At 53.3% G+C, this 20465-nt stretch carries 20 protein-coding genes and 1 tRNA gene; 16 read left to right on the top strand and 5 right to left on the bottom strand.

What is annotated here, in order from left to right; genetic code table 11:
• Positions 1-45 precede the first annotated feature (45 nt).
• A tRNA-Trp gene (locus tag ACZAHD_RS14220) sits at positions 46-121 on the top strand.
• Between the two features lie 92 nt (positions 122-213).
• Here ACZAHD_RS14220 and hdfR read toward each other — a convergent pair.
• Entirely contained in the window at positions 214-1035 is an 822-nt protein-coding gene (gene hdfR, locus ACZAHD_RS14215; RefSeq protein ID WP_462457349.1) for an HTH-type transcriptional regulator HdfR, read from the bottom strand.
• A gap of 118 nt (positions 1036-1153) precedes the next feature.
• Between hdfR and ACZAHD_RS14210 the strand changes: the two genes are divergently transcribed.
• Positions 1154-1492 (top strand): MaoP family protein, encoded by a 339-nt coding sequence (locus tag ACZAHD_RS14210; RefSeq protein ID WP_004869479.1) that lies wholly within the window; start codon positions 1154-1156, stop codon positions 1490-1492.
• A gap of 24 nt (positions 1493-1516) precedes the next feature.
• Here the strand turns inward: ACZAHD_RS14210 and ACZAHD_RS14205 are convergent, their stop codons facing one another.
• Positions 1517-3037 carry a YifB family Mg chelatase-like AAA ATPase gene (locus ACZAHD_RS14205; protein ID WP_462457348.1) on the bottom strand — a complete coding sequence of 507 codons (1521 nt, stop codon included), beginning with the start codon at positions 3035-3037 and terminating at the stop codon, positions 1517-1519.
• Positions 3038-3401: 364 nt separating this feature from the next.
• On the opposite strand from ACZAHD_RS14205, the gene ilvL reads away from it, so the two are divergent.
• The 14 genes from ilvL to ACZAHD_RS14135 all read left to right on the top strand — a co-directional run bounded on the left by ilvL (position 3402) and on the right by ACZAHD_RS14135 (position 17355).
• Positions 3402-3500, top strand: a complete 99-nt coding sequence (gene ilvL, locus ACZAHD_RS14200) for an ilv operon leader peptide (protein WP_001311244.1) — start codon at positions 3402-3404, stop codon at positions 3498-3500.
• A gap of 140 nt (positions 3501-3640) precedes the next feature.
• Positions 3641-5287 (top strand): acetolactate synthase 2 catalytic subunit, encoded by a 1647-nt coding sequence (gene ilvG, locus ACZAHD_RS14195; RefSeq protein WP_462457347.1) that lies wholly within the window; start codon positions 3641-3643, stop codon positions 5285-5287.
• Complete coding sequence (gene ilvM / locus ACZAHD_RS14190; protein ID WP_004869489.1) at positions 5284-5541, top strand: acetolactate synthase 2 small subunit; 258 nt, start codon at positions 5284-5286, stop codon at positions 5539-5541. The genes ilvG and ilvM overlap by 4 nt, the downstream gene beginning before the upstream one ends.
• A gap of 16 nt (positions 5542-5557) precedes the next feature.
• Entirely contained in the window at positions 5558-6487 is a 930-nt protein-coding gene (ilvE, locus tag ACZAHD_RS14185) for a branched-chain-amino-acid transaminase (RefSeq protein WP_462457346.1), read from the top strand.
• An 86-nt stretch (positions 6488-6573) separates the two neighbouring features.
• The gene (ilvD, locus tag ACZAHD_RS14180; protein ID WP_462457345.1) at positions 6574-8424 is read left to right on the top strand and encodes a dihydroxy-acid dehydratase; all 1851 of its coding nucleotides are present in this window, start codon (positions 6574-6576) and stop codon (positions 8422-8424) included.
• Between the two features lie 2 nt (positions 8425-8426).
• Positions 8427-9971, top strand: a complete 1545-nt coding sequence (gene ilvA / locus ACZAHD_RS14175) for a threonine ammonia-lyase, biosynthetic (protein WP_462457350.1) — start codon at positions 8427-8429, stop codon at positions 9969-9971.
• A 246-nt stretch (positions 9972-10217) separates the two neighbouring features.
• On the top strand, positions 10218-10733 hold the full coding sequence (locus ACZAHD_RS14170; RefSeq protein ID WP_462457344.1) for a PTS sugar transporter subunit IIA: 516 nt from the start codon (positions 10218-10220) through the stop codon (positions 10731-10733).
• A gap of 1 nt (position 10734) precedes the next feature.
• Positions 10735-11013, top strand: coding sequence for a PTS sugar transporter subunit IIB (locus ACZAHD_RS14165; protein ID WP_462457343.1), 279 nt, complete (start codon positions 10735-10737; stop codon positions 11011-11013).
• Positions 11014-11058: 45 nt separating this feature from the next.
• A complete protein-coding gene (locus ACZAHD_RS14160; RefSeq protein WP_462457342.1) occupies positions 11059-12462 on the top strand; it encodes a PTS galactitol transporter subunit IIC in 1404 nt (467 codons plus the stop codon).
• A 68-nt stretch (positions 12463-12530) separates the two neighbouring features.
• A complete protein-coding gene (locus ACZAHD_RS14155) occupies positions 12531-14594 on the top strand; it encodes a BglG family transcription antiterminator (RefSeq protein ID WP_462457341.1) in 2064 nt (687 codons plus the stop codon).
• 103 nt (positions 14595-14697) lie between these two features.
• The gene (locus tag ACZAHD_RS14150) at positions 14698-15360 is read left to right on the top strand and encodes a class II aldolase/adducin family protein (protein ID WP_462457340.1); all 663 of its coding nucleotides are present in this window, start codon (positions 14698-14700) and stop codon (positions 15358-15360) included.
• Positions 15361-15407: 47 nt separating this feature from the next.
• Complete coding sequence (locus tag ACZAHD_RS14145; protein WP_462457339.1) at positions 15408-16418, top strand: dihydroxyacetone kinase subunit DhaK; 1011 nt, start codon at positions 15408-15410, stop codon at positions 16416-16418.
• 9 nt (positions 16419-16427) lie between these two features.
• A complete protein-coding gene (locus ACZAHD_RS14140; RefSeq protein WP_462457338.1) occupies positions 16428-17072 on the top strand; it encodes a dihydroxyacetone kinase family protein in 645 nt (214 codons plus the stop codon).
• A gap of 16 nt (positions 17073-17088) precedes the next feature.
• On the top strand, positions 17089-17355 hold the full coding sequence (locus tag ACZAHD_RS14135) for an HPr family phosphocarrier protein (protein WP_462457337.1): 267 nt from the start codon (positions 17089-17091) through the stop codon (positions 17353-17355).
• A 148-nt stretch (positions 17356-17503) separates the two neighbouring features.
• Here ACZAHD_RS14135 and dhaL read toward each other — a convergent pair whose 3' ends face one another.
• The 3 genes from dhaL to ilvY form a co-directional block, all read right to left on the bottom strand.
• On the bottom strand, positions 17504-18133 hold the full coding sequence (dhaL, locus tag ACZAHD_RS14130) for a dihydroxyacetone kinase subunit DhaL (protein ID WP_462457336.1): 630 nt from the start codon (positions 18131-18133) through the stop codon (positions 17504-17506).
• A 1-nt stretch (position 18134) separates the two neighbouring features.
• A complete protein-coding gene (locus ACZAHD_RS14125; protein ID WP_462457335.1) occupies positions 18135-19139 on the bottom strand; it encodes a dihydroxyacetone kinase subunit DhaK in 1005 nt (334 codons plus the stop codon).
• Positions 19140-19297: 158 nt separating this feature from the next.
• Complete coding sequence (gene ilvY / locus ACZAHD_RS14120) at positions 19298-20200, bottom strand: HTH-type transcriptional activator IlvY (protein WP_462457334.1); 903 nt, start codon at positions 20198-20200, stop codon at positions 19298-19300.
• Between the last annotated feature and the right edge of the window lie 265 nt (positions 20201-20465).

Here is a 20465-nt window from a genome sequence, read left to right as displayed (position 1 = left end):
GTTAAGCCTGCTAAGTTAATTAGTGGGCTTAATAGTAAGAAATTTAGGGGCGTAGCTCAGTTGGTAGAGCACCGGTCTCCAAAACCGGGTGTCGCGAGTTCGAGTCTCTCCGCCCCTGCCATATATAATCCTTTGCTCATGCAAAGGATTTTTTTTGTCCGTTGCTTTCCATCTCCAGAATCTTCTAGCATCCTCCCTCCCTGGAGGCGTGCACTATTCCAGTATGTTTGTCTTCAGTATTTCGCGGATCTGTACCTGTTTATCGCTGTTTTGTAGCCAGATAGCGTACAGGGGCCGGGATAGTGTTGTACTGTCCGTCACCGTATGCAGGCCACTTTTATCCTTCGCCCAGAGTGTCGGTAGCCATGTGCAACCATTTAGCGCGGCGAGTTGCTGACAGGCCAGTTCAGCAGAACTGGTTGTCAGCAGAGGAATATCATCACTGCCAATTAGTCCGACTTCATTTTGTTGGAAGTCCGGGCCCCATTCCAGGCGCAGATAATTCAATTCATTCTTAGTTTTAAATGGCAAGGCGCAGTAGAGTGCCAGGGTGAAATTACCGAGCAACTGACAGCTTAATTCGTCCATTTTTGGCGATTCTGTCGTGATCAGTAGATCAAGCTGTCGTTCATGTAACTGTTTAACAAGCGATTGTCGCTGCGCAATCCGCGCTTCAAACTGCAGGTTACAGGGCTCTTTGTAGAGTTTCCCCAGCCATCCGTTAAGCATGCATTCCCACAAAGATGCGCTGCCGCCAATAGAGAATTCATTATGTCGGGAAGCGTTCGCAACCTCCTTTCGTGCCGCATGCCAGGTGTTCATCAGGGTTTCGGCATAAGGAAGGAGCTTATCGCCGGCTGACGTCAGGCGGATGTTATTGCGATGGCGGGTAAAAAGGTTAACACCAAGCTGGTTTTCCAGCTGACGAATACGAAAGCTGACGGCCGACTGCGTCAGATAAAGCGCCTCTGCTGCTCGTCCAAAGTGACGAGTTCTGCTCACCTCAAGGAAAGTTTTGAGCAATTCCGTATCCACACTCTTCTCCGCAAAATTATTTGTCGTAATGATTTAAATCTTTTGTTTTACACTCTGTCAAGCGTAACTAATACTCCGCGCCATAAATTGCTCGGCCAAAGAATCAGGAGCGTGTAGGATGGCGGAAAGCTTTATGACGACTAATCGTTTTTTCGATAATAAACATTATCCGCGCGGGTTCTCCCGTCATGGTGATTTCACCATCAAAGAGGCACAACTGCTGGAACAGCATGGTTATGCCCTTAACGAACTGGAACTGGGTAAACGCGAACCTGTCACCGAAGATGAAAAACAATTTGTTTCGGTATGTCGTGGTGAACGTGAGCCAGCCACGGAAATGGAACGCGTCTGGATTAAGTATATGGCGCGTATTAAGCGGCCTAAGCGTTTTCATACGCTGTCCGGCGGTAAACCGCAGGTTGAAGGCGCTGAAGATTACACCGAAAGCGATGATTAAGAAAAAAGGGCGGAAGCCCTTTTTTTATCCCATGAGTTTTTGCAAATGGTTCAGCATTCTGTCTATCGCTCGATAGCCAAGAGCCTCTTGCAGGTGGTAGCGCTCAATACAGGGTTCACCTCCTATGTCGGCGATGGTCCGGGCGACTTTCAGTAGACGCTGCCATGCGCGGATAGAAAGCCCCAGTTGCGATAGTACCTGTTCCAGCCAGATAGCATCCTCTTTACTGAGCGGACACCAGATTTTCATTTCGTTACTCTCCAGGTCGGCATTGAGTTTCTCCTGTCGGGCTAACTGCTTGTCTCGGGCGGCGAGAACCCGCTTCCTTACGCTGGCGCTATTTTCCACGCCAGAGACTGCCTGGCTGAGCACTCCTGGAGGCGGTAGAGGGATTTCCAGTGAGAGATCGAACCGGTCAAGGAACGGTCCGGACAGACGACCCAGATAGCGTAAGGTTTGTTCCGGTGATGCGCGATTGTGATGTCCCTGATAATGCCCGGTTGGGCTGGGATTCATGGCAGCGATAAGCTGAAAATGTGCCGGATAGTCAATTTTGGCACGCGTTCGTGAAATATGTATTTTCCCTGACTCTATCGGTTCTCGCAAAGCATCCAACACCCGACGTTCAAACTCCGGCAGTTCATCCAGAAATAGTACCCCGTTGTGTGCCAGCGAGATCTCTCCGGGGATCGGGATTGAACCGCCTCCCACCATTGCAGCGAGAGAAGCGCTGTGATGTGGACTGCGAAACGGTCGCCGGCGCCACTGTTTGGTTGCGCAATGGCGACTCAACAGACTCAGTATGGCGGCGCTTTCGAGCGCCTCCTGATTACTTAACGGTGGCAGGAGACCTGGCAACCGGCTGGCAAGCATGGTTTTTCCTGTTCCGGGAGGGCCAATCAACAGCAGGTTGTGACCCCCTGCGGCAACGATTTCCAACGCACGTTTTCCTTGCTGCTGGCCAATAACATCGCTCAGGTCAGGCAGAGGGTCATCAGGATGTTCTTCTTCCGGCAGGGAAGGATTGAGCGTATGACGTCCCTCGAGAAAAGCACACACCTCCTGCAGATGCCCGGCAACAAAGCATTCATGGCCCTCAATGAGCCCCACTTCCGCTGCGTTATCCTCGGCGACGATAATTTGTCGTCCGGCTTTTATCGCCTCCATGGCGCTGGAGATAGCGCCAGGAACGCCACGTAGCGCCCCTGTGAGCGCGAGTTCGCCGATAAACTCATATTTCTTCAACCTGGACGCATCTAACTGCTCCGACGCAACCAGAAGCGCGAGAGCGATGGGGAGATCATATCGCCCGCCTTCTTTTGGCAAATCGGCAGGGGCCAGATTGACGGTAATCTTTTTCGCCGGAAACGTATAGCCGCTGTTAATTATCGCGCTGCGTACCCGGTCACGAGCCTCTCTTACCGTGGTTTCAGGAAGTCCTACCATGGTTAACCCGGGAAGTCCGTTGCTGATATGAATTTCGATCGTAATAAGCGGGGCACTGATACCGAAAGCAGCCCGTGTGTAAATAATCGCGAGTGACATAATGCCTCCTGAGTACGGGCATTATGTCGGCAGAATAAGGCTCAGTAATCAGTAAAAAAAGCATTCTACACGGCATGTTCCAGCGAATATCGCCGGATAGCGTGACATTTCACTCATAGTGGAATCGGCATCGCAGGCGGCCATCATGGTGAAATAGGGTATTGGTGGAAACCGCGCATCGTTATAGGAAAGAGCGATAAATTGAATTTTTTTCATTTTATATTTTTTCTATTAAAAACAATTGTTTTATAAAAAACTGTTAGCGCGATCAGTAAGTAATGTATAAAAAAATCTTGTGTTTATTGTGATATCTGTGGTAACTCTTTAGGTATTCCTTCGAACAAGAAGCCAGAAAGAACAGAAAATGACAGCCCTTCTACGAGTGATTAGCCTGGTCGTGATTAGCGTGGTGGTGATTATTATCCCACCGTGCGGGGCTGCACTTGGACGAGGAAAGGCTTAAAAATCAAGCCTTAACGAACTAAGACCCCCGCACCGAAAGGTCCGGGGGTTTTTTTATAACTTAAAAATGATAAGTGAGGAGCAGACAATGATGAATAGCATAAAATTCTGTTTCTTCCGAACTATGACGGGGAACTAACTATGAATGGGGCGCAGTGGGTGGTACATGCTTTGCGGACACAGGGGATCGACACGGTTTTTGGCTATCCTGGTGGCGCGATTATGCCGGTTTACGATGCATTGTATGACGGCGGCGTGGAACACCTGTTGTGCCGCCACGAGCAAGGCGCGGCCATGGCAGCCATCGGTTATGCTCGCGCCACCGGCAAAACCGGTGTCTGTATCGCCACATCAGGTCCAGGTGCGACGAACCTGATCACTGGACTGGCTGATGCGTTACTGGACTCTATCCCTGTTGTCGCCATCACCGGTCAGGTCGCTGCGCCGTTTATCGGTACCGATGCTTTCCAGGAAGTGGACGTCCTTGGTTTGTCACTGGCCTGTACGAAACATAGTTTCCTCGTGCAGTCGCTGGAAGAACTGCCGCGAGTGATCGCTGAAGCTTTCCATGTGGCAAACTCCGGCCGCCCAGGTCCGGTTCTGGTTGATATCCCAAAAGATATCCAGCTGGCGAAGGGCGAGTTTGAACCGTATTTCTCGACGGTTGGTAGCGATATTGCTTTTCCTCACGCAGAAGTTGAGCAGGCGCTGCAGATGTTATCTGTCGCGCAAAAACCGATGCTTTATGTCGGCGGCGGCGTGGGCATGGCGCAGGCGGTTCCTGCGTTACGCGAATTTATCGCCATTACGCAAATGCCGGCCACCTGCACGTTGAAAGGTCTGGGTGCTGTTGATGCGGCCTATCCGTACTATCTGGGAATGCTGGGGATGCACGGCACCAAAGCGGCCAATCTGGCGGTACAGGAATGTGACCTGCTGATCGCCGTCGGCGCCCGCTTCGATGACCGGGTGACCGGGAAGCTGAACACCTTTGCTCCGCACGCCAAAGTTATCCATCTGGATATTGATCCGGCGGAGCTGAACAAGCTGCGTCAGGCGCATGTCGCCCTGGTGGGCGATCTGAATACCTTGCTGCCAGCGCTGCAGAAGCCGCTGACTATCGACGCCTGGCGCCAGTATAATCAGGCGCTGCGTGACGAGCACGCATGGCGCTACGACCACCCGGGCGAGGGCATTTACGCGCCGCTGCTGCTTAAACAGCTCTCCGACCGTAAGCCGGCAGACAGCGTTGTCACCACCGACGTGGGTCAACATCAAATGTGGTCAGCGCAGCATATGACCTATACACGCCCTGAGAATTTTATTACTTCCAGCGGTTTGGGCACGATGGGTTTTGGCCTGCCGGCTGCAGTTGGCGCTCAGGTTGCCCGTCCGAACGATACCGTTATCTGCGTCTCCGGCGATGGCTCATTCATGATGAACGTGCAGGAGCTGGGTACGGTGAAACGTAAACAGCTGCCGTTGAAGATCCTGTTACTGGATAACCAGCGTTTGGGCATGGTGCGTCAGTGGCAGCAGCTGTTTTTCGAGGAGCGCTATAGCGAAACCACCCTCACCGATAATCCCGATTTTGTCACGCTGGCCAGCGCCTTCGGCATTCCTGGTCAGCATATCACCCGTAAAGACCAGGTTGAAGCGGCTCTCGACACCATGCTTTCGAGCCAGGGGCCATACCTGCTTCATGTCTCAATCGATGAACTTGAGAACGTCTGGCCGTTGGTACCCCCCGGTGCCAGTAATGCAGAAATGCTGGAGAAATTATCATGATGCAACATCAGGTTGCTTTACAGGCTCGCTTCAACCCGGAAACCTTAGAACGCGTGCTGCGCGTGGTACGCCACCGTGGCTTTCAGGTTTGCTCCATGAATATGGAAACCGCGGCAGATGCCGGCAACATAAATATTGAATTGACCGTTGCCAGCCAGCGGCCCGTCGAATTACTGTTTAGTCAATTAAGTAAGCTGGTCGACGTCGCCTGCGTCGAGATCCAGCAACCAACATCACAACAAATCCGCGCATAAGCGCAAGGGAAGAAAAATGACGACGAAAAAAGCTGATTACATTTGGTTCAACGGCGAGATGGTTCCGTGGGGAGAGGCGAAGGTTCACGTGATGTCTCACGCGCTTCACTACGGCACTTCCGTGTTTGAAGGCATCCGTTGCTACGACTCGCATAAAGGACCCGTGGTGTTCCGTCATCGCGAACATATGCAGCGTCTGCATGACTCAGCTAAAATCTATCGTTTTCCGGTCTCTCAAAGCATTGATGAGCTGATGGAAGCCTGCCGCGAAGTCATCCGCAAAAATAACCTGACCAGCGCTTATATTCGTCCACTGATCTTTGTTGGTGACGTCGGCATGGGTGTTAACCCGCCTGCGGGATACAGTACTGACGTGATCATCGCGGCGTTCCCGTGGGGAGCTTATCTTGGCGCTGAAGCGCTGGATCAGGGGATCGATGCGATGGTTTCTTCCTGGAACCGTGCCGCGCCCAACACTATCCCGACTGCGGCAAAAGCCGGTGGTAACTACCTCTCTTCGCTGCTGGTTGGCAGCGAAGCGCGCCGCCATGGTTATCAGGAAGGGATCGCGCTGGACGTTAACGGTTATATTTCCGAGGGCGCAGGTGAGAACCTGTTTGAAGTGAAAGATGGCGTGTTGTTCACTCCGCCATTTACCTCTTCTGCGCTGCCGGGCATTACCCGCGATGCGATCATTAAACTGGCAAAAGATCTGGATATTGAAGTCCGCGAGCAGGTGCTGTCCCGTGAGTCTCTGTATCTGGCGGATGAAGTCTTTATGTCTGGTACTGCTGCGGAAATTACTCCGGTGCGCAGCGTTGACGGTATTCAGGTTGGTGAAGGTCGCTGCGGCCCGGTCACCAAGCGTATTCAGCAAGCTTTCTTTGGTCTCTTCACCGGTGAAACCGAGGATAAATGGGGCTGGTTGGATCAGGTTAACCAATAAACATACCCGTCATATTTCAAGCATAAGTATAAAAAATGGGGTGGCACGCAGCGCCCCATGTCACAGAGACTGGGAGTAACTAAAGCATGCCTAAGTACCGTTCCGCCACCACCACTCATGGCCGTAATATGGCGGGTGCCCGCGCGCTGTGGCGCGCAACCGGGATGACCGATGCTGATTTCGGTAAGCCGATTATCGCCGTTGTTAACTCTTTCACCCAATTTGTACCGGGTCACGTACATCTGCGCGATCTGGGGAAGCTGGTTGCTGAGCAGATTGAAGCCTCAGGCGGGGTTGCCAAAGAATTTAACACTATCGCGGTGGATGATGGGATCGCTATGGGGCATGGGGGCATGCTTTATTCACTGCCATCCCGTGAACTGATCGCCGACTCAGTTGAGTACATGGTTAACGCACACTGCGCCGATGCCATGGTCTGCATTTCCAACTGCGACAAAATCACCCCTGGGATGCTGATGGCGTCCTTACGCCTGAATATTCCGGTGATTTTTGTTTCCGGCGGCCCAATGGAAGCCGGGAAAACCAAGCTTTCTGACAAAATCATCAAACTCGACCTTGTCGATGCGATGATTCAGGGAGCGGATCCCAAAGTCTCCGACGTACAGAGTGAGCAGGTCGAGCGTTCCGCCTGCCCGACTTGTGGTTCCTGTTCTGGGATGTTTACCGCCAACTCAATGAACTGCCTGACCGAAGCGCTGGGTCTGTCCCAGCCGGGTAACGGCTCTCTGCTGGCGACTCACGCCGACCGTAAGGAGCTGTTCCTTAACGCGGGGAAACGCATCGTTGAGCTGACTAAACGCTATTACCAACAGGATGACGAATCCGCGCTGCCGCGCAGCATCGCCAGTAAAGCAGCGTTCGAAAACGCCATGACCCTGGATATCGCCATGGGCGGTTCGACGAACACCGTTCTGCACCTGCTGGCCGCCGCGCAGGAAGCGGAAATCGACTTCACCATGAGTGATATCGATAAGCTGTCCCGCAAGGTGCCACAGCTGTGTAAAGTGGCGCCGAGCACGCAGAAGTACCATATGGAAGATGTGCACCGTGCGGGTGGCGTACTGGGTATTCTCGGCGAGCTCGATCGTGCCGGGCTGCTGAACCGCGATGTGAAAAACGTTCTCGGTCTGACTCTGCCACAAACGCTTGAGCAATATGATGTCATGCTGACCACTAATGATGCGGTGAAAAAAATGTTTCGCGCCGGCCCGGCTGGTATCCGGACGACCCAGGCATTCTCGCAGGACTGCCGCTGGGATACGCTGGATGATGATCGTGCCGAGGGGTGTATCCGTTCTCTGGAACATGCTTACAGCAAAGATGGTGGTCTGGCGGTTCTGTATGGCAACTTTGCGGAAAACGGCTGTATCGTTAAAACTGCAGGGGTGGATGACAGTATTCTGAAATTCACCGGTCCGGCAAAAGTCTACGAAAGCCAGGATGAAGCAGTCGATGCGATCCTTGGCGGTAAAGTGGTGGCGGGCGACGTCGTGGTTATTCGCTACGAAGGGCCGAAGGGCGGTCCGGGAATGCAGGAAATGCTCTATCCGACAACCTTCCTGAAATCCATGGGCTTGGGTAAAGCCTGTGCGCTGATTACCGACGGACGTTTCTCTGGTGGCACCTCGGGCCTGTCGATTGGTCACGTTTCACCGGAAGCGGCCAGCGGCGGCAATATCGCGATCATTGAAGACGGCGATATGATTGCCATTGATATTCCGAACCGGGGTATTCAACTGCAACTGAGTGATGCCGAAATCGCCGCGCGTCGCGAAGCACAAGAAGCCCGTGGCGATCGCGCCTGGACGCCGAAAGCACGTGAACGTCAGGTTTCCTTCGCACTGCGCGCGTATGCCAGCCTGGCAACCAGCGCCGATAAAGGCGCGGTTCGCGATAAATCGAAACTGGGGGGTTAATGATGGCTGAATCACAACCCCTGTCTGCCGCCCCCGAGGGGGCGGAATATCTCAGGGCGGTGCTACGCGCACCGGTCTATGAAGCGGCGCAGATTACGCCGTTGCAAAAAATGGAAAAAATCTCGTCGCGTCTTGATAACGTGATTCTGGTGAAGCGAGAAGATCGCCAGCCGGTTCATAGCTTCAAGCTGCGCGGGGCCTACGCAATGATGGCCGGCCTGACGGAAGAGCAAAAAGCGCAGGGGGTGATTACCGCTTCTGCGGGCAACCACGCCCAGGGGGTTGCGTTCTCGGCATCGCGTCTTGGCGTGAAGGCGCTGATTGTGATGCCGGTTGCCACGGCGGATATCAAAGTGGATGCCGTACGTAACTTTGGCGGCAAGGTACTGCTGCACGGCGCTAATTTCGATGAAGCGAAAGCGAAAGCTATCGAGCTGGCGCAACAGCAGAACTTCACCTGGGTTCCGCCGTTTGACCACCCGATGGTGATTGCCGGGCAAGGCACCCTGGCGCTGGAACTGCTACAGCAGGATGCCCACCTGGACCGCGTGTTTGTCCCGGTGGGCGGTGGTGGCCTTGCCGCAGGCGTAGCGGTGCTGATCAAACAGCTGATGCCGCAGATCAAAGTGATCGCAGTGGAATCCGAGGACTCCGCCTGTCTGAAAGCTGCGCTGGATGCCGGGCACCCGGTCGATCTGCCGCGTGTTGGGCTGTTTGCCGAAGGCGTGGCGGTAAAACGTATCGGTGACGAGACCTTCCGCCTCTGCAAGGAGTATCTTGACGATATTGTCACCGTCGACAGTGATGCGATTTGCGCGGCGATGAAAGACCTGTTCGAAGATGTCCGCGCCGTGGCTGAACCGTCTGGTGCATTGGCGCTGGCAGGAATGAAAAAGTATATCGCGCAGCATGACATCCACGGCGAACGCCTGGCGCATATCCTGTCCGGTGCTAACGTCAATTTCCACGGTCTGCGCTACGTCTCCGAACGTTGCGAGCTGGGAGAGCAACGTGAAGCGTTGCTGGCGGTGACCATTCCGGAAGAAAAGGGCAGCTTCCTGAAGTTCTGTCAGCTGCTGGGCGGCCGTTCAGTGACTGAGTTCAACTACCGTTTTGCTGATGCCAAAGATGCCTGCATTTTTGTCGGGGTTCGTCTGAGCCGCGGTCTGGAAGAACGCAAAGAGATCCTCCAGTTGCTTAAAGAGGGCGGCTATAGCGTGGTGGATCTGTCCGACGATGAGATGGCGAAACTGCACGTGCGCTATATGGTTGGCGGCCGTCCGTCGCAGCCGTTGCAGGAGCGTTTGTACAGCTTCGAATTTCCGGAGTCCCCGGGGGCACTGCTGAAGTTCCTGCACACCTTAGGCACGCACTGGAATATCTCGCTGTTCCACTATCGAAGTCACGGTACTGATTACGGCCGCGTGCTGGCGGCGTTTGAGCTGGGTGATAACGAGCCGGACTTCGAAACGCGACTCAATGAACTGGGCTACGACTGCCATAACGAGACCCACAATCCGGCGTTCCGTTTCTTCCTGGCGGGTTAACGCCTCCTGAATAGGGGATTACCCAGCCGGGTTATCCCCTTTTTTCCCTGTTAATCTTTTCCCCTGCTGCCAGTTTCCCCAATCTGCTAATCTCTGCGACAAAAATGTGATGCAATTCATAATAAAACGCTTACCGCGTTGCGCCAGGCCGCGAACATCTTTTGGGGGCAATATTTGTCGCTCGGCATGCAGGCCTGAATTAATATTGTCTCAAGTTAATTCTTAACGCTTAGAGAGGATATTCGGATGAGAGCGAATATAATTGATTCCCCGAATGAAAATGCGCAAGGATGTGAATATTTTCTGCCTCAGCTCACATTTCTTGATAAGCATTATGCCAACGCCACGGATTATTTTTCTTCGATATTTTTGCAACTCAAAGAACAGGGCTTCGTACGGAGTTCGTTTCTTGAAGCGATCGTCGCGCGTGAAAAAGCATACCCCACCGGTTTACCTACACTGCCGGTGGCGATTGCCCTGCCACACACCGATCCCCAACATGTGATTCGCCCCTTTATTTCTGTGACGCGCCTTTCGCAGCCCCTTGCCTGGCATGAGATGGGCAATGACGATAATACGCTTTACGTCCATTTTATTGTTTTACTTGGTTTCGTTGACCATAACAGCCACCTGACAGCATTGCAAAAGCTGATGGACTGCCTTGCAGATGAAGACATTGTTCAGACACTACGTGAAATAAAAGATCGAGATACTTTTCTCAGTACCTTCACATCAAGACTGCAATTAGATAAGGATTTATAAAATGAAAAAAGTCATTGTTGCCTGTGGAAGCGGCGTTGCAACTTCACAAACCGTCGCCAGTAAGGTTTCCCGTTTATTGAATGAACGTAATCAGTCACATATTAAAGTTGAAGTTGTCGACCTGAAATCCCTTGATAGCCATATTAAGGACAGTGCTGCTTATATCGCAATCACCAAAGTCGATAAGCAATATCCTATCCCAGTAATTAACGGAATTGCCTTTCTGACAGGCATGGGCATGGAGCAGGAATTACAAAAGGTCATTGATGCCTGTAAATAAGGTGTAGCTCTTTAATCCGTATAATTATTTTAGTGGAGAAGTGCTATGGACTTTCTTGCTGTAGTCATAAATTACATTCTAAATTTAGGCGCGCCGGTTTTTGTGCCTTTCATCATGCTATTAGCCGGGCTGGTGGTGCGAATGAAATTCCGCGATGCCGCGTCGGCGGCCATCACGCTCGGCGTGGCGTTCGTGGGGATGAGCATGCTGATAGGCTTCATGGTTGATGCTATCGGCGTGGCGGCGCAGACCATGATGCAGCGTACTGGCCTTGAATTGAGTATCGTCGATGGCGGTTGGACGACGATGGCGAATATTTCTTGGGCCTGGCCTTACGCCTTTGCCATGTTCCCCCTGCAGGTTGGCGTGAACATTGTGATGTTGATGTTAAACAAAACCAACACCTTCAACGCGGATCTCTGGAACGTCTGGGGGAAAATCTTCACCGCATTTATTGTTGTGAGCGTCACCACTCCATTGTTTGGCCCAGCCTGGAGTCTGGCGCTGGCGTTTCTGATCGCGGCTTTCCAGATAATGATGGAGCTGAATGCTGGCGATATTCACCAGCATCGTATCGAGAAACTCACGGGTATCCCCGGCGTGACCTGTACCCACCGCATGGTGTTCTTCGGTGCCATTTACTACCCGTTCGATTTGCTGCTGCGCAAAATCCCGGTGTGCAATAAACCGATGGATGCGACGGCGCTTCGCGCGAAGGTCGGCGTCTTTGCGGAAAACCATATTATCGGTTTTATTCTCGGGATCCTGTTTGGAATTATCGCCGGCTACAGTGTGGCGAAAACGCTGATGCTGGGCGTACAGGCTTCCACGGCGCTAGTGCTGTTCCCGATGATTTCGAAGCTCTTTATGCAGGCTCTGTCGCCTATCTCTGAAGCGATAAGCGACTACATGAACAAGAAATTCTCAGGGCGGAAGCTGTTTGTCGGTATCGACTGGCCGTTCATGGGCGGAGCCAGTGAGATTTGGTTCGCCATTATCGTCGCCATTCCGTTCACCTTGATTTGGGCGCTGATTCTGCCGGGCAACAAGATTTTACCTTTCGCCGGCATCATCAATATTGCCCTGATTGTTCCCGCTTACCTGGTGACCCGCGGTAACACGCTGCGGATGGTTATTCTGAGCATTATTGGTGTGCCGTTCTTCTTGTTCGTCGGGACGCAGTTTGCGCCGATGATTACCGATCTGGGCCTGGCAACGAAGGCGATCACCATTCCGGCAGGCCAGCTGATTTCAAATAGCTCGATCGACGCCCCGGTATTTACCTACGCCTTCTCCTTCCTGTTCAAGTTCCTGGAAGGTGACCTTATTCCGCTACTGTTTGCGGTCTGGTGGGCGTGCGGTTACTTCTTCTACTCACGTGAATTGCGCCGCGAAAGCAGTCTGGCGCAACAGGACTCTGGGCAGCAGGAGAATGCTCATCAAGCGTAATGCTGGAATCGACGTTTATCTCTGGCGGCCGCTACCGCCGCCAGATTTTTCATCGCAGGAGAGTCGGTATGGCTATGGATAAACGCGTGGTCGCAGTGCTGGATGCGATTGTGAACGACCCCAGTATGACAGGGGCGAAGCTCGAAGAGCAGTTTTGCCTGACGCGTAAGCAGTTGAGCTATACGCTGAAAAAAGTGAATGATTATCTGGAATCGAATCACTTCGATCCTATCAATCGTTTGAAGACCGGGAAGCTGCATATTTCACGCCATGTGGTGGAGCATTTTCGACAGAATCAGACGGTAGAATCGGAGCAGCGTTATCTTTTCTCGGAAGAGGAACGCGGGCAGATGATTATCTTTATGCTACTGACCCGCAGCGAAAGATTGTCGCTGTTACATCTGTCGTCATCGTTGGGGGTGAGCCAGAACACGATTATCAACGATCTGAAAAAAGTGCGGAGCGAGGTTATCGAACACGGTTTAGAAATCAACTATGATCGGGGCAACGGCTACCATATCCTTGGCGAAGAGCTTGAGAAGCGCTATTTGCTTTTAAGCTGCCTGCGGCGGGTATTGGAAATTCCGGTAGCGAAAAATATTATCGCTCAATATAACAACGTGATGAGTGAACATCTGGAAACGGTTGGTAATATTTTTAGCGAAATCGAAAAGCGTTTTAAAATTCAATTTACAGACCGCCAGCTCCAGGAGCTTATTTATTTCATCTGCTTTGTTTTGCATCGTATTGAGTCAGGGAAAAATCTGGTGGCTATTCCAGACAGTTACGCCGATATTATCCGCAGCAGAGAATTTACGCTGATGCAAAGCGTTATCAGTAAAATCAATATCAACAGTGAAAATGAACTGGTTTTCCTGACAGCACTGATCCAGAGCTCTAATATTCAGAGTATTGCTGATAAATATTTCCATCTTGATACTCTCTTGCTGGAAAGCGTTGTGGCGGTTGTCGATAGTTTTGAACAGATAAGCTGTGTCACCATTAAAGAAAAAAATGAGCTGATCGAAAAAATCTATCAGCACTGGAAGCCGGCTTACTACCGCATTCGCTATCATCTGGCCAACACCAGCAGCGTGTATGACCTGGTGGTCAAAGAGTTTAGCCATCTGCATGAAATGGTGCGCCGGGCGGCGGTGCCCTTTGAGACCCTTTTGCACTGTGAAATCCCGGATGAAGAGATGGCATTTTTGACGGTGCTGTTTGGCGGCTGGTTGACGCGAGAAGGGGTGATTCATCAGATAAAACTGCAGAAAACGGCAATCGTCGTGTGTGAAAACAGTGCAACCATTTCAACCTACCTGTATCTGACGCTACAGGTGTTATTCCCGGAACTGCACTTCACGCAGATGCTGTCCCGTCGCGAATTTGAGCGCTTTACTGGGCATTATGATGTGGTCTTTGCCACCACCCACCTAAATACCAGCAAGATGGTGTTTGTGGTAAATCCATCAATCGGCAGTATTCATAAAAGCGCTTTCCGCAATCACGTTATCAGCGCGCTCCAGGGAGTGGATCCGAATATTATCCAGATTGAACAACTGCTGCTGATCTTCGAGCGCTTTGGCAACATCCTCGATCACAAAGGGCTACAACGAGCGCTCGCCAGCTATATCTACGATGAGAATAGCCCCGCAAGCTCGGTCGGCAGCTTCGAGCCGCCGACGCCGTCATTGATTGATTTACTGGGAAAAGCGCACGTCCAGTTTGCCACAGAGCTGCCGGGTTCATGGCAGCAGGCGATTACCCAGGCATCGGCTTCATTGCTGCAAAGTGGGGTCATTGAACCGCGTTACGTGAAAATTATGCTCAACAAAATCGCCGAGGAGCAGCCCTATATCATGCTGGCGGATGGGGTCATTATTGCACATGCGGGTATGGATGATGGTGCGCTGGATACCGGGATGGCGTTATTGCGGCTGCCCTATAAGATTGCTTTCGCCGATTATATGCAGGCCGACATTATTATCGTCCTCGCTACCCATAATCCACAAAAACACTTAAAAGCATTGGCCCAATTAAATGAATTTCTTGAGTTCTATGATGGTGGCAACGTTATTCGTCGGGCGCAGGATGAAACTGCACTGATAAACGAAATTACCCGTCATATTTAATTATTAATTCAATGTCGTTGCAGCTTATACGCTGCAACGTTATTTCACGGCAATAACTGTCGCGACCGTGTTCGCCCTTACCACCGTATACAGGATAAATATTATGTTAGAGATTCAGAAAAAACACGTTGTTGAAATGGCCAGAACCGCTCAGCAGTGGGGATTATGCAAACATAAAGCCGGTAATTCTAGCGTACGGGATAAAGAGACAGGACTTATTCTGGTGACGCCAACGACCATCGATAAAATGCATTTAACACCACGGGATATTGTGGTGATGGACGTTGAAGCTAACGTTATCGAAAGTGAAGCCGGCCTGCGCCCAACCAGTGAATGCCTGATGCACATCGAGATTTATAAAGCGCGCCCGGATATTTTTGCCATCTCTCACACCCATTCGCTCTATGCCACCTCGTTTGCTGTGTTGAATAAGCCTATTCCTGCGGTGGTGTATGAGTGCGCAATCCTAAACCTCAAGGATGGGGTGATCCCCGTTGCGCCGTATGGCCGTCCCGGCACGCCAGCGCTGTCGGACAGTGTTATCGAACCGATTAAACGCGCTGACGCCATCCTGATGGAAAAACATGGCGCGATTGGCGTGGATAAAGACCCGTATGAAGCGGTACTGAAATCCGCCTACCTTGAAGAGATGGCGCAGATTTACTACTACGCACTGATGATTAATGGCGGTAAAGAGCCGGAATCCTTTACCCCGGAAGAGCTGCAGCGCTGGGAATATCCCTCACAGATTAAGTTCGCTCGCTAATTCCTCAACGCCCCGCTCAATTGGGCGGGTATTCATGGAGAGAACGCATGAAAAAGTTTATCAATCAGGCGGAGGATTTTATCCCGGAGATGCTCGAAGGCATCTATCTGGCTCACCCCGACCGCTTTCGCTGCGTCAATGATGATCTGCACTGCTTAGCCACTGCGCGTCCGGTGCCGGGGAAAGTGGGGATCGTCACCGGCGGTGGTTCAGGCCATCTGCCGCTGTTCCTGGGGTATGTGGGTGAAGGGATGCTTGACGGCTGCGCCATCGGTGATGTGTTTCAGTCGCCGTCGCCGGAGCAAATTCTGGCGGTCACGCAGGCCGTCGATAGCGGCGCTGGCGTATTGTATCTCTACGGCAACTACAACGGCGACATTTTCAATTTTGACATGGCGGCAGAAATGGCCGACATGGAGAGCGACATTCGTACCCGTACCGTGGTGGCCGCGGACGACTCGGCGTGGGCAGCTCCGGGCGATGGCGTGACGACAAGGCGCGGTGTGGCAGGGATTTTCTTCGTCTACAAATGCGCTGGTGCATCGGCCGCGAGAATGGATGACCTGGAAACCGTACAGCGCATTGCCCTCAAAGCGGGCGACCGCGTGCGCACTCTTGGCGTGGCGTTATCGCCCTGCATTGTGCCGCGGATCGGTAAACCGGGCTTCCATATCGGCGCCAGCGAAATGGAAATTGGGATGGGGATCCACGGGGAAAGCGGAATCCGGCGCGGTCCGCAGCTAAGTGCGGAACAGATTGCCGAAGAGATGATGTCCTGGCTGCTGGCGGATTCACCCTGTCAGCAGGGAGATGAGGTGGCAGTACTGATTAACGGTCTGGGGGCTACGCCGCTGGAAGAGCTATATCTGATGTATCGTCATGTGCAGCAGATTCTGGCGGAGAGCCAGATCCGCGTTTTCCGCGTGTGGGTCGGCGAGTTCGCCACGGCAATGGAGATGACCGGCATGTCGATTAGCCTGATGCCGGTGGACAGTGAGCTGAAGGCGTTGCTCAATGCCGGTGCCGATACGCCAATGTTCCGCCAGTTTCCCGCGTAAGGAGGCGCTATGACACTAGATGCACAGAAACTGCGTCCGCTTTTTGCCGAATGGGCTCGTGTGATGCAGGACAATAAACAGGTGCTCACTGAACTGGATAGCGTGGTGGGTGACGGCGATCTGGGTCTGACCATGAGCGATGGTTTTGCGGCGGCGAACGAGGCAGTACAGCACAGCGACGAGCGCGATATTGGGCGATTTTTTTATCTTGCTGGCAAAGCGATGGCTTCAGCGGTTCCCTCCACCATGGGCACGCTGATGGCTTCCGGGCTGATGCAGGCGGGCAAGATCTTTAAAGGGCGCGCCGAATTTGCGACGGATGATGCTGGCACATTCTTTCAGGCGTGGTATGACGGCGTCCAGCAACGCGGTAAGGCGCAGACCGGTGAAAAGACCTTCCTCGACGGTATGGCACCGGCGCTGGTGGCGCTAAAATCACCGGCGACGACGTCACTGGCTCAGGCGCGGGAGGCGTTGCACCATGCACAATGGGGCGTACAGCAGACGACAACTATGGTTGCGAAACATGGGCGTGCTGCTATCCACGGCGAGCGTTCACGGACGTTTGTCGACCCCGGCGCGATGGTCGCTCAGCTCTTAATTCAGGGCTATTGTCATTTCATTGAGGCTATTTGTCCGGCCGACGGGCAGTGAAAAAGGAACCGTAATTATGTTGAAAGAGGTTGTGAGGATCAGCAATCAGCACGGTATTCATGCGCGTCCGGCCGGAGTGCTGGCGAAAGCGTGCGCCCAGTATCAGTCGCGGATCGAGATGATCTACGAAGGTAAGGTTATCAAGGGCAAAAGTATCATGAGTATTTTAGCGGCGGGGATCAAAGGGCGGGGATCGCTTGAGATCATCTGCAGCGGCAGCGATGAGCAAGAAGCGATGGCGAAGCTGAAAGTGCTGTTCGCCGATGGCTTTGGTTTTGATTAACCTGCCATCTATGGCCATAGATGATGCGTGTTGGGCACCGGCCGGATAAGCCAGTCGCTATCCGGCATTTTTCTCCAAAGGCAGCAGAACGCTCAGGTAATAAAAAACCCGGTGCCATTGGCTGCCGGGTTTTTTATTACCTGAACGTTTATGCCTGGTTCGCGAACTCATACATAAACTGCAGGATCAGCGCCATGGACACCGCCCCCGGGTCGCAATGGCCGATCGCCCGTTCCCCGAGATTTTTGGCTCGGCCAAAGCGGGCGATCATTTCACTGGTACCTTCTGCGCCAGCCATTGCAGTCTGTGCGCAATGCGCCAGAGCTGCCGGCAGTGACAGCGCCGCGTCGGCTTTGGCCTGCAAAGCGGCGGCCGCCAGCGCATCGACCATGGTCTTGTCACCGGGTTCGGCCCCCCCGCGCTGGTGGATGGCGGTCATGCCAATCTCCAGCCACTCAGCAAGCGTTGCCGCATCGAACTCTTCCCGCCCAGCAAGCGCTTTGCCGCCAGCGCGGAAAAGCGTGCCAAAGATAGCGCCGGATGCGCCGCCCATGCTGGTCATCAATCGGGTGCCGCTTTGCAGCAGGCACTCGCCGATATCCGCAGGAGCAAACTCAGCGGAAGAGAGTAGCGTGTGCAGTGCGGTAAAACCGCGTTTAATACCGATACCGTGGTCGCCATCGCCGATAACCTGGTCAAGTGCGGTCAGGCGGGGTTCGCTGGCGATCATGCCTTCCGAGACATATCGCAGACAGGCAGTGAATTGAGGTGTCTGCATCTTATTTTCTCCAGCCGAGAGTGTTGATGGGATAGTCGTACAGGCGCTGCATCTCGTCATCCAGCCGCAGCATGCTTAGTGAGAAGCCGGACATTTCCAGCGAGGTACAGAAGTGGCCAACCTGCACGTCGTAGGTGAGGATCCCGCGTGCTTCCAGCGACAGACCGACTTTGCGAGTCACTACCATCAGTTCGCTATTGCTGAGCGCCCCCAGGTTATTCACGTTGACGCAGACTTTATCGCCCTGGCCAAAGGGCAGGTCGGCGCACAGAAGCTCGAGCATCATCTCGACCAACTCATCCGTTTGAGGCAGAGGAATTCGGCACAGCCCCGGTTCACCGTGAATGCCGATGCCGAGCTCAATTTCGTTGTCGGCGAGCGTAAAGTTAAAGATATCTGACTGTGGCAGCGCGCAGCCGCTGAGTGCCACGCCGATGGTACGGGTGTGGTGATTGGCTTTTTTCGCCAGTGCTTCGAGCGCAGACAGCGTGTAGTGCTCGAACTGGGCCGCAGCGCCGGCCAGCTTGTATAAAAATGCCAGGCCGCCAACGCCCCGGCGGTCAGACATTCTTTCAGGCGGCGCAGACGCAATATCATCGGTGGCGCGCACGGTGCGGCATTCAATGCCCTCTTCGGCAAGGATCTCAGCGGCGATATCGAAGTTCATCCCGTCGCCGGAGTAATTACCGTAGAGAAAAAGCACGCCGTTTCCCCGGTGAACGGCGCGACTGGCCTCGATAATCTGGTCAGGTGAGGGGGAGGTAAATACTTCGCCTAGCGCACAGGCATCGATACCGCCTTCACCGACGAACCCGGCAAAGGTGGGTTCATGGCCGCTGCCGCCACCGCTGACAATCACCGTCTGTTCATCCTGCGGCATGGTGCGGTAGACCGCGCAGTACTCCGGCAGGGCGTGGATTTTGCCCATCCCGGCATACACCAGCCCCTCCATGATTTCGGCCCGAATATTGTCGGTGTTGTTGAAGATCTTTTTGGGTTTCTGCATCGTCACTCCCTCTCGTAAGGTACTGTTTCTTTAGTGACGATTTTACCTGTGCAGCCTGTTTATACCTGGCACCTTTGATACCAATTAATCTCCCGGGGAAGGGGCATGGCTGGGGGAAGAAAAAGCGGGCCTCTGCGACGGGAGGGCGCAGCGCAGGGTTAGTCCGTGATTTTGCGCTCCAGAACAATGTGCCAGAAGGCATCCACCAACGGTTCACTGAGCCGTTTTTTCTGTACGCAAACTCCGAGCTCAAACGGCGTTTTTTCGTCGCTGCGCTCCAGAATCATCACGCGGTTGCGTACCGGTTCAGGGCTGTTTTCCAGCACCACTTCAGGCAGCAGCGCCACGCCGCAGCCAAGTGCCACCATCGACACCATCGCTTCATGGCCGCTGACGGTGGCGTAAATCGAGGGATTACTGATTTTATGGCGGCGGAACCACAGCTCAATGCGGCGGCGTACCGGGCCCTGATCGGCCATGATAAACGGCACTGCCGACCAGTCCGGATTATCGATCGATACCTGGTTACGCACCGGGCAAGGCAGCGCCGGGGCAATCAGCACCACCGCCAGATTCTCCAGCATTGAGAATGCTACCGCGCCCGGCAGCGTTTCTGGCTTACCGGCAATGGCGAGGTCGGCTTCTCCCGTCACCACCTTATCCATCGCATCGGCGGCGTCACCGGTGGTGAGTTTGATTTCGACCGACGGGTGCTCGGCGCGGAAGCGATCGAGAATCGGTGGCAGATGGCTATAGGCTGCCGTCACCGAGCAGAAGATATGCAATTCACCCGACAACGACGGGCCTTGCTGATCGAGGGTATGGCGCAATTGCTGATACTGCAACAGCGTCTGTTGGGCAAACGTTCGCAGTTCTTCACCCGCTTCGGTCAACGTGACCGTGCGATTATCGCGGACAAACAGCGGTTGCCCGAGGTCCTCTTCCAGCCGCTGAATTTGCCGGGAAAGCGTCGAGGGACTGACGTGCATGGCCCGCGCGCTGCGGCCAAAGTGACGGCTTTCCGCCAGATGCAGGAACATTTTCAGATCGCGTAAATCCACACTCCGTACTCCACGATTTTACATTGCAGAAATTGCAACGTGACGTTGTGAATATATCAATTTTCGCAATAAATTTCCTGTCATATAGTAAGTTCATTCTCTCTTGCACAGACACGGCAAGCGAACCGAATAATATACTCGTCGTTTTTCAAGTCGCAGAGGCGTTGCCCGCGTTAGCTCACCCCAGGAGCTTACTTCAGTAAGCTCCTGGAGATTCGCTGCCTTGCCGCTTTCATGCAACTCGAAATCCTTAGAGTAATAACGT

The sequence above is a fragment of the Raoultella sp. genome, assembly GCF_039594335.1.
Taxonomy (GTDB): domain Bacteria; phylum Pseudomonadota; class Gammaproteobacteria; order Enterobacterales; family Enterobacteriaceae; genus Klebsiella.
This window is presented reverse-complemented; position numbering and strand designations above follow the sequence as displayed.